This is a genomic window from Micromonospora sp. NPDC049801 (assembly GCF_040656575.1).
Taxonomy (GTDB): domain Bacteria; phylum Actinomycetota; class Actinomycetes; order Mycobacteriales; family Micromonosporaceae; genus Micromonospora.
This window is the reverse complement of the sequence record NZ_JBFAMS010000001.1, coordinates 75431-90928: the sequence shown is the minus strand read 5'-3', so window position 1 is coordinate 90928 and position 15498 is coordinate 75431. Positions and strand designations below refer to the sequence as shown.

General features: G+C 73.1%; 18 protein-coding genes. 6 read left to right on the top strand and 12 right to left on the bottom strand.

Going from position 1 to position 15498, the window contains the following annotated elements; translation table 11 throughout:
- The first annotated feature begins 130 nt into the window (after positions 1-130).
- On the top strand, positions 131-1525 hold the full coding sequence (locus tag AB0I89_RS00440) for an FAD-dependent oxidoreductase (RefSeq protein ID WP_357117760.1): 1395 nt from the start codon (positions 131-133) through the stop codon (positions 1523-1525).
- Between the two features lie 7 nt (positions 1526-1532).
- Here the strand turns inward: AB0I89_RS00440 and AB0I89_RS00435 are convergent, their stop codons facing one another.
- From AB0I89_RS00435 to AB0I89_RS00425, 3 genes are all read right to left on the bottom strand, one after another.
- The gene (locus AB0I89_RS00435; RefSeq protein WP_357117756.1) at positions 1533-2300 is read right to left on the bottom strand and encodes a nucleotidyltransferase domain-containing protein; all 768 of its coding nucleotides are present in this window, start codon (positions 2298-2300) and stop codon (positions 1533-1535) included.
- A gap of 351 nt (positions 2301-2651) precedes the next feature.
- Positions 2652-4007 carry a hypothetical protein gene (locus AB0I89_RS00430; RefSeq protein WP_357117753.1) on the bottom strand — a complete coding sequence of 452 codons (1356 nt, stop codon included), beginning with the start codon at positions 4005-4007 and terminating at the stop codon, positions 2652-2654.
- A 6-nt stretch (positions 4008-4013) separates the two neighbouring features.
- Positions 4014-4508 carry a hypothetical protein gene (locus AB0I89_RS00425; RefSeq protein WP_357117750.1) on the bottom strand — a complete coding sequence of 165 codons (495 nt, stop codon included), beginning with the start codon at positions 4506-4508 and terminating at the stop codon, positions 4014-4016.
- 103 nt (positions 4509-4611) lie between these two features.
- On the opposite strand from AB0I89_RS00425, the gene AB0I89_RS00420 reads away from it, so the two are divergent.
- Positions 4612-5448 carry a copper resistance protein CopC gene (locus tag AB0I89_RS00420; RefSeq protein ID WP_357117746.1) on the top strand — a complete coding sequence of 279 codons (837 nt, stop codon included), beginning with the start codon at positions 4612-4614 and terminating at the stop codon, positions 5446-5448.
- 51 nt (positions 5449-5499) lie between these two features.
- Here the strand turns inward: AB0I89_RS00420 and AB0I89_RS00415 are convergent, their stop codons facing one another.
- Together AB0I89_RS00415 and AB0I89_RS00410 are read right to left on the bottom strand one after the other, a co-directional pair.
- Entirely contained in the window at positions 5500-6462 is a 963-nt protein-coding gene (locus tag AB0I89_RS00415; RefSeq protein WP_357119380.1) for a hypothetical protein, read from the bottom strand.
- Positions 6463-6623: 161 nt separating this feature from the next.
- Entirely contained in the window at positions 6624-7010 is a 387-nt protein-coding gene (locus AB0I89_RS00410; RefSeq protein WP_357117743.1) for a DUF2267 domain-containing protein, read from the bottom strand.
- Positions 7011-7195: 185 nt separating this feature from the next.
- Here AB0I89_RS00410 and AB0I89_RS00405 point away from each other — a divergent pair, with 185 nt between their 5' ends.
- The 3 genes from AB0I89_RS00405 to AB0I89_RS00395 all read left to right on the top strand — a co-directional run bounded on the left by AB0I89_RS00405 (position 7196) and on the right by AB0I89_RS00395 (position 8472).
- Entirely contained in the window at positions 7196-7528 is a 333-nt protein-coding gene (locus AB0I89_RS00405) for a nuclear transport factor 2 family protein (protein ID WP_357117740.1), read from the top strand.
- 186 nt (positions 7529-7714) lie between these two features.
- Positions 7715-8047, top strand: a complete 333-nt coding sequence (locus tag AB0I89_RS00400) for an STAS domain-containing protein (RefSeq protein WP_357117736.1) — start codon at positions 7715-7717, stop codon at positions 8045-8047.
- Positions 8047-8472 (top strand): ATP-binding protein, encoded by a 426-nt coding sequence (locus AB0I89_RS00395; protein ID WP_357117733.1) that lies wholly within the window; start codon positions 8047-8049, stop codon positions 8470-8472. Before AB0I89_RS00400 ends, AB0I89_RS00395 begins: the two co-directional genes overlap by 1 nt.
- A gap of 12 nt (positions 8473-8484) precedes the next feature.
- Here AB0I89_RS00395 and AB0I89_RS00390 read toward each other — a convergent pair whose 3' ends face one another.
- The gene (locus tag AB0I89_RS00390) at positions 8485-10029 is read right to left on the bottom strand and encodes a SpoIIE family protein phosphatase (protein ID WP_357117730.1); all 1545 of its coding nucleotides are present in this window, start codon (positions 10027-10029) and stop codon (positions 8485-8487) included.
- Positions 10030-10061: 32 nt separating this feature from the next.
- On the bottom strand, positions 10062-10808 hold the full coding sequence (locus tag AB0I89_RS00385; RefSeq protein WP_357117727.1) for an alpha/beta hydrolase: 747 nt from the start codon (positions 10806-10808) through the stop codon (positions 10062-10064).
- Between the two features lie 181 nt (positions 10809-10989).
- Between AB0I89_RS00385 and AB0I89_RS00380 the strand changes: the two genes are divergently transcribed.
- On the top strand, positions 10990-11367 hold the full coding sequence (locus AB0I89_RS00380) for a nuclear transport factor 2 family protein (RefSeq protein WP_357117724.1): 378 nt from the start codon (positions 10990-10992) through the stop codon (positions 11365-11367).
- 7 nt (positions 11368-11374) lie between these two features.
- Here AB0I89_RS00380 and AB0I89_RS00375 read toward each other — a convergent pair whose 3' ends face one another.
- From AB0I89_RS00375 to urtB, 5 genes are read right to left on the bottom strand one after another with little or no spacing between them, the layout of a single operon-like run.
- A complete protein-coding gene (locus AB0I89_RS00375; RefSeq protein WP_357117721.1) occupies positions 11375-11845 on the bottom strand; it encodes a molybdenum cofactor biosysynthesis protein in 471 nt (156 codons plus the stop codon).
- Between the two features lie 57 nt (positions 11846-11902).
- Positions 11903-12595, bottom strand: coding sequence for an urea ABC transporter ATP-binding subunit UrtE (gene urtE / locus AB0I89_RS00370; protein WP_357117718.1), 693 nt, complete (start codon positions 12593-12595; stop codon positions 11903-11905).
- Positions 12595-13371 carry an urea ABC transporter ATP-binding protein UrtD gene (gene urtD, locus AB0I89_RS00365; protein WP_357117715.1) on the bottom strand — a complete coding sequence of 259 codons (777 nt, stop codon included), beginning with the start codon at positions 13369-13371 and terminating at the stop codon, positions 12595-12597. Before urtD ends, urtE begins: the two co-directional genes overlap by 1 nt.
- Positions 13368-14555, bottom strand: a complete 1188-nt coding sequence (gene urtC, locus AB0I89_RS00360; protein WP_357117712.1) for an urea ABC transporter permease subunit UrtC — start codon at positions 14553-14555, stop codon at positions 13368-13370. Before urtC ends, urtD begins: the two co-directional genes overlap by 4 nt.
- Positions 14552-15439 carry an urea ABC transporter permease subunit UrtB gene (gene urtB / locus AB0I89_RS00355; RefSeq protein ID WP_357117709.1) on the bottom strand — a complete coding sequence of 296 codons (888 nt, stop codon included), beginning with the start codon at positions 15437-15439 and terminating at the stop codon, positions 14552-14554. Before urtB ends, urtC begins: the two co-directional genes overlap by 4 nt.
- Between the last annotated feature and the right edge of the window lie 59 nt (positions 15440-15498).

Genomic DNA, 15498 nt, shown 5'->3' with positions numbered 1-15498 from the left:
GCCACCTGCATTCGCCGGGAACCGCCCCAGACGTCCCGTCGGAGCTGGCAGGCTGGGCTGGCCGACACGCACCGACGACCGCCGGCCCGGGTGGCGACGACGAGCACCCCGTGGCCGCGAAGGAGCGCCCGTGACCGACCAACCGGAGGACTTCGACCTGCTCGTCGTGGGCGGCGGCAAGGCCGGCAAGACGCTGAGCATGGACGTGGCCCGCTCCGGACGCCGGGTGGCGATGGTGGAGCGCGGCATGATCGGCGGAAGCTGCATCAACGTCGCGTGCATCCCCACCAAGGCGCTGGTGACGAGCGCGCGGGCGGCCCACCAGCTACGGCACGCCGCCGCGCTCGGCCTCGCCGTCGAGGGTGGCCGGGTCAACATCGACCTGCTGCGGGCGCACAAGCAGGACGTCGTCGAGGGAATGGTCGCCGCCAACCGGCAGCAGTTCCTCGACTCGGGTCTGCACCTGGTTATCGGTGCGGCCCGGTTCGTCGCCGATCGGACCGTTCGGGTGCAGCTGGCCGACGGGGGTGAACGACTGCTGCGGGGCGCCGACGTGGTCATCAACACGGGCACCCGCCCGCATCTGCCGTCCGTGCCCGGGATGGCCGAGGCCGGAGTGCTGACCAGCAACGACCTTCTCCGGCTGGATCGGCTGCCGGCACGGCTGGTGGTGCTCGGCGGCGGGACCGTCGGGGTCGAGTTCGCGCAGATGTTCGCCTCGTTCGGCAGCGCGGTGACGGTGATCGAGGGCGGCCCGCAACTACTCAGCCGCGAGGACCCCGATGTCGCCGACGCGCTGATGCGGGTCTTCCTCGCGGACGACATCGACGTCCGCGTCGGCGTGGCCGTCGCCCGGGTCGACCGCGACCCCGACGGGACGCTCCGGGTCACCCTCGACGACGGCAGCGTGGTGACCGGTGACGAGGTGCTGGTGGCGGCCGGCCGGGCGCCGGTCACCGACGGGCTGGGGCTGGACGCGGCCGGTGTCCGGCTCGATGAGCGTGGCTTCGTGCTGGTCGACGAGTATCTGCGTACCAGCGCCGAGCGGACGTGGGCGGCCGGGGACGTCGCGGGCAGCCCGCAGTTCACGCACGTGTCGCTCGACGACTACCGGATCATCCGGGCGAACCTGGCCGGCGAGCGGCGCAGTACGTCCGGGCGGCTCGTTCCGTACACCGTCTTCACCACCCCGGAGCTGGCGCGGGTCGGTCTCAGCGAGAGCGACGCGCGCCTTGCCGGATACGACGTCGAGGTGGCCCACCTGCCGGTCGCCGCGATCCCCCGCGCCCGCACTCTGCGCGAGACCCGGGGCATGTGGAAGGCGGTGATCGACACCCGCACCGACCTGATCCTGGGCTCGGCGCTGCTCGGCCCGGAGTCGGGTGAGGTGATCACCTCGGTGCAGTTGGCCATGCTCGCGCGGATGCCATGGACCGCGCTGCGGGACGCGATCATCACGCATCCGACCATGGCCGAGGGCCTCAACCTGCTCTTCGCGTCATTGCAGAGCCGACCGGTGCGCTGAGCACAGGTCAGCCGGCGATCTCGGCGCGTACCCGTTGCTGGAAGGCGCGGGCCTCGGCGCCGGTGGGCGGTGGACCGCCGTGCCGGGCGGCGATCGCCCGACGGATGACCTCCGCGGGATAGCCGGTGTCGACGAGCCGCCGACCGGCGTCCACCTTGGACAGCCACACGCCGTCGCGGTGCCGCACCAGCGAGCGGCAGGCGCCGAGCACGGCGTCCTCGGTGCCGGGCGCGGGCCGGTCGTCCGGCGGCGTTGGCAGGGCCAGCCACCAGGTCAGCGCCTCGATCAACAGGCGACGCAGGTCGGCCGGGGCGAGGTCGGCGAAGACCTCGGCCGCCGGCGGACCGAGCAACGCCAGTCCGCTCTGGCGCAGGATGCTGCGGTCCAGCCCGTACCAGAAGCGGCCGTCGGCGCTCGGCCGGTCGGCCGGGTCGAGGGTGCGGCGGAACGGCATGGCGCGTCCGGTGTTCAGCTCGACCTCGAAGCCGGGTTCGGGGCTGCCGGCCGCCGCCACCGCCCGCCGGTACACGACCAGTTCCAGCCCGCGCGCCGGACAGGGCAGGGACTCGTGACGAAGCCGCGCCACCAGCGTCCGCTTGACGGTGTCGGTGAGCGGGCCGGCGCAGACCAGCGCCACGTCCACGTCGCTGCGGCCGGGCTCGTACGCGCCGAGCCCCACCGAACCGGCCGCGTACGCGCCGACGAGATCGTCGCCGAGGACCTCCCGGGCGGTGGCCACGAGATCGTCGAGGTAGCGCGTCAGAGCGGAGTCCACGCGCCCATCCTCGTCTGCGGGCGCGGACGCGCCCAGGCCGGGTGGTCAAGGTCCTCGGTCGAGCCGAGGCGGAGTCCAGGCGGTGGGCCGGCGGTGGGCCGCGCCCCTGCGGGTCGACGGCGGACGGCGCGGACGGCGCGGCCGACGGCCGACGGCGCGGCCGACGGCGGACACCACATTGAGCGTGATGCCGGTGAGTCATCAAGATGACTCACCGGCATCACGCTCATTGGAGCGGGTGGCTCCGATCCGGCCGGACCACGGGCCCGCGAGCGACGCGCCACCAGCGGCCGAAGCGGCCGGTCGCCGTCCGGACCCTCGGCAGGCCGGCCAGGGGCTTTGACCCTCGGCCTAACCGGCGTAGAGCAGCAGCAGGCCGGCGACGGTGTAGGCGACCATCAGCGCGAGCAGCGGAAGCTGACCGGCGACCGCCCGCGCCCGGGGGAACAGGTACAGGGCGCGGTCGTGGGCGAGCAGCGTGCCGAGCAGGTGCCCGACGACGATGACGGTGATCTGAAGATTGGCCACCCCGGACGGGGTCACCAACGCGGTGTGCGGTTCCCAGCCGGCGGTGCCGAAGACGTCCGCGCCGGTGTGGCGGGGGTCGGAGAGCAGGGCGAGGGTGCGCTGACCCTCCAGGATCAACAGCGAGTAGTAGTGCGCCACCACGTAACCCACCGCGATGGGGACGATCGAGTGCGCGATCTCGCCCGGTACGCGCCGCGCCCCGACCGCGCCGGCGTCCGCCGGCTCGGTGCGGCCGACGCGGGCCGCGACGCCCGTGGCGGCGAGGTACGCCACGGCGACCGCCCCGATCACCAGGACCAGTCCCGCGCTGCCGGTGACCACCGGAGGCAGCCCGTTCTCCTGGGCGAAGCGCAGCCAGACCGGCGCGTTGGAGAGGCTGTCGAACATCGTCGAGCCGAGCAGCACGATCACCACGGCGACCAGCCCGGGGCGGGGCCGCAGCCCGGCGATCCCGTCGAGCGGGTTGCGCCACACCAGCACACCGTCGGCGGCCCGGCCGATCGGAGCGAGCTGGCCGACGAGCGCGCTGTAGACCTCGAACGGGTCGGCCCGGTCGAACCACGCCGCGCCGAACACCACGGCGCCGGCCAGCATCACCACGGCGTACCCGGCCAGCCACGCGGTGATGACCGGCAGCGTGGCCCGGTCCGGCGCGACCAGTTCGAGCCAGACGAACCCGAAGAGGGTGAGCGCGGCGGGCCAGAGGCCCAGACCGGCCGGCAGTTCACGGACGCCGCGCGCCGGGTCGCGCCGGGCCGCCAGCGCGCCGAGCAGATGCACGGTACGCAGCGGGTTAACCGCCCGCCACACCGGACCGAACAGCAGCGAGACGGGCACCAGACCGACCCAGAGGAGCACGTAGAGCACTCCGGCCGTCGGGTTCTCCGGGGTGTCCGGCCCGGCGAGCAGGCCGACACCGAACCAGCCGGCGCCGAGCAGGCCCAGTACGCGCAGCGCCCACCGGAACGTGGGGGCGTCGACGAGGCGGGCCAGCCGGTCCGGCACCGGCCGACCACCTGAGGCATCACGGTCCAGGCGTGGCTCCCGCCAGAGCACGCCCAGCGCGACGAACGTGACGACCAGGGTCAGAGCGGCGGCAACGACGAGCTCGGGCAGCGTGATCGGGAGGTCCTGACGGCCGCCGACGCCGTGCGCCAGCAGCGTGGGTGCGGCGGACATCGGAGATCAGCGGACGACGAGCTGGAACAGCACCAGCTCGGTCTCGTGCGTCTCGACCTCGAACAACCCGGTCTTGTCGGCCCGGAACTCCACCGAGCCCGGTGTGCCGGCCGGGAGGCGGGCGCCCAGGTCGTAGCCGTGCACGTGCAGCTCGTCGGCGACGTCCGAGGTGACCGTGATCCGGACCGACTGGCCCTTGTTCACGGTCACCCGGCCCGTCGGCGGGGTGATCCGTCGCTTGGCGATGGTCACGGTGATCTCCCGGTCGACGGCGGCGGGGGTACTGGCCGCGGGGGTGGGAGTGGGGCTGCCCGCCATGGTCGGCGCGACGGAGGGGGTCGGCGCGACGGCGGTTGTCGGGGCCGTCGAGGGGGCGGCCACGGACGGGTCGCCGTTCTGGCCACAGCCCGCGGCGAGCACGGCGGTGAGCAGACCGGTGACCAGCAGGGCGGCGGGGCGGGCGGTGAGGCGGGCGGTGGGGCGCGAACCGGGGACGGACACGGGTGAACTCCGAACGACGCGAGGGGGACGGGGTGTCGAGGTGATCGTCGGAGGGTGAACTCTACGTCTTGTTCGGCGGCGGGGAAATGACCATGATGAACGAATGCGATCGAGGCTGGTCACTGTCGGTAATGTCGTACGTCGCGCCCTGGCGGTGCTGGCCGTGCTCGTGGTCGCGTCGCTGGCGCTGCCCGCCGCCCCGGCGTCCGCGCACGGCCAGTTGGCGACCTCCACGCCGCTGACCGGCACCGTGGTGCGCCAGCCCCTCGAGAGGGTCGGGCTGTACTTCACGGAGAAGCCGGCCGCCAACGCGCACTTCACCCTCACCGGCCCGAACGGGTCACGGGTGGACAGCGGCTGGTCGTACGGCGAGCCGAAGCGGTTGGACAAGCCGGTCCAGGAGTACTTCATGGTCAACGGCACCTTCGAGCCCCGGCTGTACCACACCGGCTTTCCCGCGATGGTGACCGTCGCGCACTGGCCGGCGAAGGGCCGCTACACCGCCAGTTACCTCACGGTCGCGTCCGACGGTGAGGCCGTGAAGGGCACCGTCACCTTCGACTACCAGGGGCCGAGCACGGCGGCCCCGGCCGGTTGGGCGGCGCCGACGAACGGCCCCGATCCCGCCCTGTTGGCCCAGGCCGAGGGCACCGCGTCGGCGTCCGCCGTGCCGGCCGCGACCCTCGACCCGGCCGTGACGCCCGCCGCCGCGCCGCCGTCGTCCTCGAAGGAGCGCGGGCTCCCGTCCTGGGTGATCCCCGTCGTCATCGTCGCCGTGGTGGGCACGCTCATCGTCGTGGCGGCCCGCCGTCGCCCGGCGGCACGGCCGACCGGCGGAGCGGCCCGCCCGCGCGGCGGCGCCGCACGTCCACACGGCGGCGGCGCCCCGCGGCAACGCGGCGGAGCCAACCGCCGGCCGGCTCGTCGCGGCCGCCGCTGACGCCCGGGTAGTCAGGCCACGCCCACACGTCCACAGCGCGAAGATCTCCGCTCAGCGGAACAGCACCGGCCGGTTCCCCCGGGCGCCGACGAGCTGGCCCCGGATGTTGATGTCCTCGATCCAGTCGGTCTCCCCCACGCCCCGGGTGGTCAGGTCGGTCATCAACCCGTTGCGCCAGAGGAACGGGTGCCACGCGGCGGTGGTGGTGGCGCTCTGGCCCACCACCTCACCGCGGTCGTTTATCGCGGTGGCGCGGCTCCAGTCGCCGCCGAGCGTGCCGAGGTCGGTGAGTGTCCCGTTCTGCCAGCGGAACGCCCGCCCGTTCGCCGCCCCCACCACCTGACCCCGGTTGTTGACCCCGAGCGCCTCGCTGCCGATCTGGGTGAAGACGCCGTCGCGCAGCCGGCCACCGACGCAGGTGCACGGGTAGTCCTGCGGCGGCACGTTGAACCCGCCCACCACGTCGCCCGCGTTGTTGAAGTCGGCGGTGAACTCGTAGAAGTACTCCCGACCCAGGTCGGTGAAGACGCCGTCGCGCCACAGGAAACGGTGCGGCATGTCGCCGGCCGGTTCGCTGGTGCCGAGCACCTGCCGCCGGTCGTTGACGCCGATCGCCACGCTGTTCTCCCCGCCCAGGGTGCCCAGGTCACGGAGGTGGCCGTCGCGCCAGAGCACCGCGCGGGTCAGGTAGTCCGAGCCGAACGAGGTGATCGCCACGTCACCGAACTCGTTGACGTCCACGGCGCTGGAATCGGTGTCACCGGGCAGCACGCCCAGGTCGGTGATGACGCCGTGTCGCCACAGCACGGCGTGCCGGGCGCCGCCGGCGACGGTGCTCCAGCCGACGATGTCGCCGCGATCGTTCATCGCCGTCGCAGCGCCGTCACCCCCGCTCAGGGTGCCGAGGTCGACGACCCGATAGCTGTGCGGGGACGCCACGGCGGGAGCGGGAGCGAGGGTGATCAGCGCGACGACTGTCGTCACTGCGGTCAGCAGGGGACGCGGGGACACCATGGACGCCAAGGGGACGCTCCTCGGATCGGAGCGGCGACGACCCGGCGGACGGGCGCGGGGACAACCGCCACTGCGCGTTCGATCGGTTACGCACAGTAGATCCGGTGTCGTGGCGACACGCCAGGGACCGAACGGTCACCGACGCATCAGGCGCGCGTCGGTCAGGGGCCGTGCGGCAGCGGCTGCGCCAGTGCCCGCAGTTCCGCCGGGAGCTGGGACAGGGCATCGGAGAACTCCCGGTGCCCGACCACCCGGTGCATCGTCTCGAAGACCGCCCGTACGCCCCGCTCGGCCCCGGCCCGGTCCGTGCCGGCGCGATCGGCGACGCGGCGCAGGAACTCGTCGTACCCGAATGTCTCGGGCGGTTCGGCGGCCTTGACCAGCAGCGGACTCAGCTCGTCGGCCACGTGCGGGGCGAGCGCGGTGGCCTCGCCCCCGCTGAGACGCTCGGTGAGCGTGCGCAGCACGGCCTCGGTCAGCGGGCGTGCCTCGGCCGGCGGAATACCCGCCCGTGCCGCCACCTTGTCGACGAACGCCAGTTCGGCCATGGACCCGCCCCTTCCGTCGCCGGAACGCGTGGCTACCCGGGCCGGACGGCGACAAACCCCGGGAGGCGCTGGCCCGGCGGTTCTGCCGGTTGCGCCGCGCCCCACCCGCCGTGTCTCGTACCGTGAGGTCGGACCGGGACCACGGCGGCCGCCCCGACGGGCGGCCCGGGCCGCAGGAGGAGCAGATGGCGGTCGACCTGCCCGACGTGATCGACAGGTACTTCCGGGCCGTCGGCGACGGGGACGTGGACGCCTTCGTCGCCTGCTTCGCGGACACGGCGAGCGTGGCCGACGAGGACCGGCTGTACGACGGCCGTCCGTCCATCCGCTCCTGGCGGGAGCGCTCGATGGCGCAGTACTCGTACACCGCCGAACCGGTGCGGGTCACGCCCCAGGCGGGCGACTCCTACCTGGTTCTCACACGGCTGTCGGGCGACTTCCCGGGCAGCCCGGTCGAGCTGCGGTACCGGTTCACCCTGCGCGACGACCTGATCGGCGCACTGGACATCCGCCCGTAGCGGGACGCGCGGTGACGCGAGCTGAGCGGGTCCGTCGCGGACGACTCGGGGTCCTGACCCGTCCGCCGTCGCACAGTGGCCGCACCTTCTTGATCAACCGCCGAACGGAGGACACGGCCGACCGGCCATCGGATGACATGATGTCCCGACAACGGCCGACGCGACGAGAAAGGGTGCTGCTGTCCGATGGCGCACTTCGAGGCCCGCACGTCCACGGCAGCCGGGCGAATCGTGGTCACGCTGACCGGTGAGTGCGACCTGGCGGCCCAGCCCGAGCTGACGACCGTGCTGTCCGCGGCGGTACGCGCCGCCGCGGTGGTGGTGGTCGACGTCGGCGGGCTGCGGTTCCTCGACTCCACCGGCCTGCACGGCCTGGTGACCGCCCACCAGGCGGCGCGCGCCGACGGCCGGCACCTGTACGCGGTCAACGCCTCCGGTCCGGTCGCGGCGGTCCTCGACATCACCGGCGTGGGCAACCTGCTGCGTCCGCCCGCCGACGACCCGCGGCTGGCGGGCTGATGGCGGCCGACCGACCCAACGCGCACGCGGTGGCCGAGGAGCCGCCGTCGGCCCCGCGCACCGACACGATGGCGTACGAGGTGGCGGCCGACCTGCGGGCGCTGCGCACGTTCGTCTGCCAGGGCGCCACGGCGCGGGGCCTGTCGGCCGAGCGGGTGGAGTTGCTGGCGCTCGCGGTCAGCGAGCTGGCGACCAACACGTTGCAGCACACCACCGGTGGCGGCCGGGTCCGGCTCTGGGCCGAGGGCGACCAGGTGTTCTGCGACGTCGTCGACCAGGGCCCGGCGCGGACGCTCGGCCGGGAGATGCCCGCCGCCAACGCGGTACGCGGTCGCGGGCTGGCCATCGTCGAGCGGATCTGCGACGAGGTACGGGTGTTCACCGCCGGTGCGGGCACCGTGGTCCGGATCCGGCTGTCGCGGTGAGCCGGGCGCGGATCAGGGCAGCACGCGGACGGCCAGGGTGCACGTGTCGTCGTCCGGGCTGGGGTGGTGCAGCAGATTCCGCAGCCGGGCGAGGGTCTGCTCCCCCGGCGTCGCGCTGAGCGCGGACAGGGTGGCGCTCACCTGCCGCAACCGGTCCTGCCCGGGCTCCCGGCGCTCGACCAGGCCGTCGGTGTAGAACAGCACGAGGTCGTCGGGGCGCAGTCGCGCGGTGAGCACCGGGTACGTCGAGTCGACCATGGCGCCCAGCAGCAGACCCGGCGGGCTTTCGAGCGGGTCGGTCCGACCGGCTCGGGACAGCAGCGGCGCCAGGTGCCCGGCCCGGCCCCAGCAGAGCGCCCGGGTGGCCGGGTCGTACACGGCGACCACCGCGGTGGCGGTGATCGAGAGCTGACCGCAGAGCCGGTTGAGGTGCCCGAGCAGCACCGACGGGTCCCCGATGCCGATCGACAGCCAGGAAACCAGGGCGAAGCGCAGGTGCGCCATTCCGCTCGCCGCGTCCAGGCCGTGACCGGCGACGTCGCCGACGGCGAGCACGACCGTGCCGTCCGGCTGGGCCTGCGCGTGGTACCAGTCACCGCCGACCTGCGCGGTGCTCTCGGCCGGCAGGTAGTTGACCACCGCCTCGATGCCGGGCAGGGCGAACGTCTCGCGGGGCACCGGCTGGATGAGGTTCTGCAACTGCCCGGCGAGCCGGTGCTCGGCCAGCGCGGTCAGCTCCCGCGTCCGCAACTGGTCGTTGAGCCGTTCGATGGCGGTACGCGAGTTCACCCGGGCGGTCACGTCCTGCACCACGGCGTGGATCTTCAGCGGTACGCCGTCCGCGTCCCGGGACACGTCGGAGAGGATCCGCAGGTGCCGCACCCCGCCGGTCGTCTGGAACCGGACCGTCACGTCGGAGGACTCCCCGCCGTCCAACGTCTGCCACGCCGCCTCGCGCAGCAGGTAGTCGTCGGGTAACAGGGCGGCTGCCTGCTCGGCGCGCGACAGCGGCCCGAGCGCGGGATCCCGGTCGAAGACGCGGTACATGCCGGGTGACCATTGACTGATCCCGCTGGCCAGGTCGTACTCGGCCCAGCCGAGGCTGCCCAGCAGCTCGGTGCGGTCCAGGCGACGACGGTCCTCGTCGAGCCGCTGCCAGGACACCAGCAGGCCGCCGAGGACCCGGTGCACCTCGACGTCGAACAGCGAGTCGGCGACGACCCCGGTACGACTCTGGACGTACCGGAAGTCGGCCAGGCGGCCCGACGGCCCGGTGCTGAACACCCGTTCGTAGAGCTGCCAGAGCGGCCCGCCGACCATGGTGGGGTACAACTCGCTGAGGCAGGCGCCGACGCGGTCGACGCCCCGACCGTAGATGTCCTGGCTCTGCCCACTGGTGGCCGCGATCCGCCAGTCGGCGACGGCTCGGTGGGCGTCGGGCACCGGCACCAGCCAGGTGCACCCGGCCGGGACCACCGCGAGGATCTCCCGGACGACCGTCTCGACCGGTCGCGTCGCTCCGGTGGCGTGCGCGCCCGGACGGTCCTGGTCCGCCATGGCACGAAGCCTAGTACGCACCGCCGTCCGAGCTAGCCCATGGTGGCGCGGGCGGCGGTGTCGATGAAGTCGGCGACCGGGCCTGGTTGCGAGACCGCCACGGCGTGCGACCCGTCGACCTCGACCACGGTGGACCCGGCCCGCTGGGCCAGGAAGCGTTGCAGGTCCGGCGGGATGCCCTGGTCCTGCGTGCTGATCAGGGTCCACGACGGGATGGTCTTCCAGGCCGCCTTTTTCACGGACCCGGTCTGGGCCATCGCGGAGGCCGGCCGCTGGGTGACCGCCATCAGCTCGGCGAGCTCGGGGTCGACGTCGGCGGCGAACACCTCCGGGAACACGTCCTGCTTGATGTACTGGTCCATGGCCGTCCCACCGTCGGGCAGGGGGTAGGGCACCATCTCGATGGACGTGACGAGCTGACTGCCGGGGTACTTCATGACCAGGTCGACCACGCTCTCGCCGACGTCCGGGCTGATGCTGGCGACGTACACCAGGGCTTTCACGTTGGCCGCGCCGTCCGCGGCCTCGGTGATCACCAGTCCGCCGTACGAGTGCGCGACCATCACGACCGGACCGTCGACGTTGTCCACGACGGAGCGGGCGTACGCCGCGTCCCCCTGCACATCGCGCAGCGGGTTGGCGACGGCGATGGCCGGATAGCCCCGGCGCTTGAGGTTGGCGATCACCCCGTTCCAGCTCGACGAGTCGGCGAAGGCCCCGTGCACGAGCACGATGGTGGGCAGCCCCGCCTGCTGACCGGACGTGTCAGAGGCACTCATGCGGCATCACCTTCCGTGGCATAAAGCCAGTATTCGGGATGAATCAGGCTGCTGTCGGCGATTCCCCGACACGGGCGGGCGCGCCGCCGCGCCGATGCCCCACGTCCCGACGGGTCGGCCTGCCACAATGCGGTCAGTCCGGACGGTGACGCCGGGAGTGGGAGACCGGGAGGACGGCGCCATGCCGGACAGCGCACGCGAGGCGGAGCTACTCGACGCTGAACGCACCCTGCAGGCCGCGCAGCGGGCCGGTGACGCCGCCGCCCTCGACCAGTTGCTGGTCGACCAACTGATCGCGATCGGCCCCGACGGCCGAAAGCACACCAAGGCGGAAGATCTCGCCGCGTACCGGGACCGGACCTCGGTCGTCGAGGAGCTGACCGAGGAGGAGTTGGACCTGCTCGTCGTCGGGTCGACCGGGGTGACGTTCTGCCTGGCCCGGGTCGCCGGGATGTTCGACGGCGCGCCGTTCAGCGCGCGCCTGCGCTACACCCGCACCTGGGTGCACGACGACCCGCACGGGTGGCGGGTGCTCGCCGCGCACATCAGCCAGGTCTGAGCGCCGGTCAGCTAACGGTGGCGGTGACCGGGCCGATCCGCAGCACGCCGTCGTGCAGGGGGGTGCAGCGGACGCCGCCCGTGGTGCGCAGCGCCTTCCAGGCCCCCGGGCCGACCGTGACGTCCATCCAGGCGCAGGGGCGCGCGGCCCGGTTCACCCGCAGGCCGACTGGGCCGTCGCCGGAGTCGAGCACCAGCACCCGGCCGATCAGCTCGTCCACGGCGAGGCCGGCGGTGAGGATGTTGCGGCGGACCTGCGCCAGCCCGATGCCGGCCGGCAGCGACTCCTGGGCGATCACCGTGACGCTGGCGTCGCGGTGTGCCGCTTTGCCGAAGTAGCGGTCGCCGACGATGCCGAGGCCGGCCCGGATCTGGACGGCGTCGACCAGCTCGCCGGGGGGCGCGGGTGCCGGACCGTCGCTGGGCCGGCCCAGGAAGCGGTGCACGGGCGAGGCCAGTAACTCGACGATCTGCGCCATGGCAGGGATTCTACGAACCGGAGGGTGCCGCCGGGGCACGCTCCGGCCCGAGCCGGCTCAGACCGCCAGGGCCGCGCGTACCTCCCGCTCCGCCGTGACTCCCCCATCGCCGTGCGAGGTGACCCGGCCGGATTCGAGGACGTGGTAGCGGTTCGCCACCCGCAGCGCGAAGCCGAGGTGCTGCTCGACGAGCAGCACACTGAAGCCGGTCTGCCGGGTCAGCTCGACGATCCGCTCCTGGATCTCGGCGACCACCGACGGCTGGATGCCCTCGGTCGGCTCGTCGAGCATGAGCAGCCGCGGCCGGGTGATCAACGCGCGGGCGATGGCGAGCTGCTGACGCTGTCCGCCGGAGAGCAGCCCCGCCCGCCGCCGCAGCAACGGGCGCAGCGCCGGGAAGAGGTCCAGCACCTCCGCCGTGGCCACCGCGCCGTCGCGCCGGCCGTCGGCGACCAGGCGCAGGTTCTCCGCCGCCGTGAGGTGCGGGAAGCACTGCTGGCCCTGCGGCACGTACGCCATCCCGCGCGCCACCCGCTCGTGCGGCGCGAGCCGGGTGACGTCCTCGCCGTCCAGCTCGACCACCCCGGCGGTCGGGCGCAGCAGGCCCGCCGCGACCCGCAGCAGGGTGCTCTTGCCGGCGCCGTTGTGCCCGAGCACCGCGGCCACCCCGTCCGGCGGGACGGCGAGGTCCACCCCGTGCAGCACCCGGGAACGTCCGTAACCGGCGTGCACCCCACGCAGGGTCAGCATCATGCCTCCGAAGGACTGGGGACCGACCCGGCGTCGACCGAGTGGCCAAGGTAGACCTCCTGCACGCGCGGGTCCGCCTGGACCTGCGCCACCGTGCCCTCACTGAGCACCTTGCCCGCGTGCAGCACGGTCACGCTGCGCGCGAAGCGCCGCAGGAAGTCCATGTCGTGCTCAATCACCACGACCGTGCGGTCGCGGCTCACCGTCTCCAACAGGGCGCCGGTGGCGTCGCGCTCCTCGTGGCTCATCCCGGCGACCGGCTCGTCGAGCAGCAGCAGCCGGGCGTCCTGCACCAGCAGCATGCCGATCTCCAACCACTGCTTCTGGCCGTGCGCGAGCGTGCCGGCGAGCTGGTCGGCCCGGCCGGTCAGCCCGATGGTGTCCAGCGCGGCGGCCACCTCGTCGGGGATGCCCCGCCGTCGCCGGGCCAGGGTGGCCCAGCTCCGGCGCGCGCCGGCCGCGATGTCGAGGTTCTGCACGACCGACAGCTCCTCGAAGATCGTCGACGTCTGGAACGTCCGTCCGACACCGAGGCGGCTGATCCGGTGCACGGGCCGACCCAGCAGCTCCTGATCCCCGAAGCACACCGATCCGGTGGCCCGCACCAGGCCGGTGATCGCGTCCACGAGGGTGGTCTTGCCCGCGCCGTTCGGCCCGATCAGGAACCGGATGTCCCCGGCGGGCACCTCCAGCGAGACGCCGTCGACCGCGGTGAAACCGTCGAAGCTGACCCGCACGTCACGGACGGACAACCCGTCCAGTCGGTCGTCGCTCATGCCACTTCCACCTCCGCCCGGTCGGCGCGTCGCCGGGCCAGCGGGAACCACCCGCGCCGGCTCGACGCGGGGTCCGCGTCGCGGCGACGGGCCAGCGCCCACAGCGACGCCAGGCCGCCGGGAAGGAACGCCACCACCACCACGAAGAGCAGACCCTGAAGGTACGTCCAGGTGCCCGGGAACCGTTCGGAGAGGGCGGTACGCGCCCAGGCCACCGCGACCGCGCCGAGCACCGGCCCGAGCAGCGTGGCGCGACCGCCCACCGCGACCCCGATGACGAACTCGATCGACGGGACGATGCCGATCAGGGCGGGCGAGATGATGCCCACCGCCGGCACGAACAGCGCGCCGGCGAGGCCTGCCATGCCGGCCGCCACCACGTAGGCGACGAGTTTGACCGACGCCGGGTCGTAGCCGAGGAAGCGGACCCGCTCCTCGCCGTCGCGCACCGCCACCAGCAGTTCGCCGTAGCGGCTGTGCATGAGCTGGCGGGCCAGGGCGAGCAGCGCCAACAGAATGCCGGCGATGATGAAGTAGACCATCCGCTGGTTGACCGGGTCGTCGAGGTCGTAACCGAAGAAGCCCTGGATGTCGGTGAGCCCGTTGGTGCCGCCCGTGGTCCCCTGCTGACCGATCAGCAGGATCACCATGGCGGCGGCGAGGGCCTGGCTGAGGATGGCGAAGTACGCGCCCCGCACGCGGCGACGGAACACCAGCGAGCCGAGCCCGAAGGCGACGGCCATCGGCAGCAGCACCGTGGCGGGCAACGCGAACCACGGGCTGGCGAACGGCCGCCACCACACGGGCAGTTCGTCGAGCTGCCCGTACAGCTGCATGAAGTCGGGCATCCCACCGGGACCCGCGTCGGCGAGCTTGAGGTGCATGGCCATCGCGTAGCCGCCGAGGCCGAAGAAGACGCCCTGGCCGAGGGTGAGCATGCCGCCCCGACCCCAGGCGATGCCGATGCCGACGGCCACCATGGCGACGCAGAGGTACTTGGCGAGCAGGGCCAGCCGGAAGTCCGACAGCGCCAGCGGCGCGACGGCGAACAGCAGCGCCGCGCCGAACGCGAACCCGGCCAGCGTGCGCAGCCGCGAGCGGCCACCGGGCCGTCTCGGTGGCACGGCGTCGGCCGGGGCCGGTGTGCCGACGGTGCTCGGCGGCGCGGGTGTCACGGCGGTCATGCGAGGCTCCTGGTCCGCAGGGTGAACAGGCCCTGTGGCCGCCACTGGAGGAACGCGACGATCGCCACGAAGACGATCACCTTGGCGACGCTGAGGGTGGTGAGGTACTCCCCGGTGGCCTGGAGCACGCCGAGGGCGAAGGCGACGATCACGCTGCCCTTGAGCTGGCCGATCCCGCCGACCACGACGACCAGGAAGGCGTCGATGATCAGGTTGGTGCCCATGGTCGGGCCGATCGGGCCGAGGAGGGTGAGCGCCACCCCGGCGAGCCCGGCCAGGCCGGAGCCGACGAAGAACGTCGTCCGGTCGACCCGGGCGGTGGGGATACCGGACACCGCGGCGAGGTCGCGGTTCTGCACCACCGCGCGGATCCGACGCCCCAACGGGGTGAGCCGCAGCGCCAGGGTGAGCGCGGCGACGGCGGCCAGCGCCAGGGCCAGGATGAACAGCCGGTTGTTGGCGACGGTCAGCCCGCCGGGCAACGCCACGTTGCCGGTGAGCAGGTCCGGCGCGCGGGTCTGCACGTTCGGGCTGCCGAAGACGTCCCGCGCGAGTTGCTGCAGCATCAGGGACACGCCCCAGGTGACCAGCAGGGTGTCCAGCGGGCGGGCGTAGAGCCGACGGATCAGCAGGATCTCCAGCAGCACACCCATCGTGCCGGCGACCACGAACGCCACCGGCAACGCCACCAGCAGGGAGACACCGGCCCCGCTGATGCTCTGTTGCAACACGTACGTGGTGTAGGCGCCGGCCATGATGAACTCGCCGTGGGCCATGTTGATCACGTTCATCTGGCCGAAGGTCAGCGCCAGCCCGAGCGCGATGAGCAGCAGCACCGCGCCGATGCTGATGCCGGTGAAGAGTTGACCGAAGAGGACTGTCACGGTGGGTACTCCGTACTGCTGGTCGGGGGGCCCGGGCGGGGGCGCGTCGTCGCGCCACC